Origin of the sequence: Rhodococcus sp. EPR-157 (genome assembly GCF_001647195.1) — a bacterium.
Lineage (GTDB): Bacteria > Actinomycetota > Actinomycetes > Mycobacteriales > Mycobacteriaceae > Rhodococcoides.
On record NZ_LVCV01000315.1, the window covers coordinates 1 to 713 of the forward strand.

Sequence of the window (713 nt, forward strand, 5' to 3'; positions counted from 1 at the left end):
GGCTCGGGATCGGACGGGGGCTCAGGCTCCGGCTCCGGTTCGGGCTCAGGCTCGGGCTCGGGCGTGAGATCGGCTTCGGGGCTGGGTGCCGGCGGTGCTGCATCTGTCGCGGTCGCGGTCGCGGTTGTATCTGTCGCGGTTGCATCGCGGGCGGGGTCGGCCTGTGCCCGAGCAGCGTCGAGCACGTCGGTAAGAAATGCCTGCCAACGCGCGTCACCGGCGATCATGCGTGCGGTCTGCGGGTCGAGCACGGTCCCATCACCGAGAGTTGCCGGCTCACCGCTCAGACCGAGCAACGATTCGATACTGATCATGATCTGCAGCAAATGCTGCCTGCGAGGCTTCATCCGATCTGCCGCACCACGCACCGCGCACTCCTGGTGGCCACACAGGCACGCGATCGTGTCCTCGCGGTGAATCAGCGCGATCAACGCATGCCCGCGCAACTGCTTCCTGCTCCGCGGATCACGCGAACACACCGTCCCAGCCAACTCTTCGAGGATGGAGTCGCATTCGGCGCCTTCGAGCGCGGTCATCTTCGCGAACAACGCGGCCATTCCATCATCGCATCGTGTGATGTGCGCGCACCGTTCCTCGGACTCGGCGGTTTTTCGTGCCGCGTTCGCCTCGGCTTCGTCATGGTCGATCCAGTGACTCCACACCCGCTCGCGCAGCGCCTTGGCATTGCAGCGATACGCCGCAGCCAGTACATC

Annotated in this window: 1 protein-coding gene; it reads right to left on the reverse strand. The window is 65.6% G+C overall.

The genetic code is table 11. From position 1 onward, the window contains the following. The coding region (locus A2J03_RS14570) for a DUF222 domain-containing protein (protein ID WP_156520396.1) at positions 1-713 on the reverse strand (713 nt) is incomplete at both ends.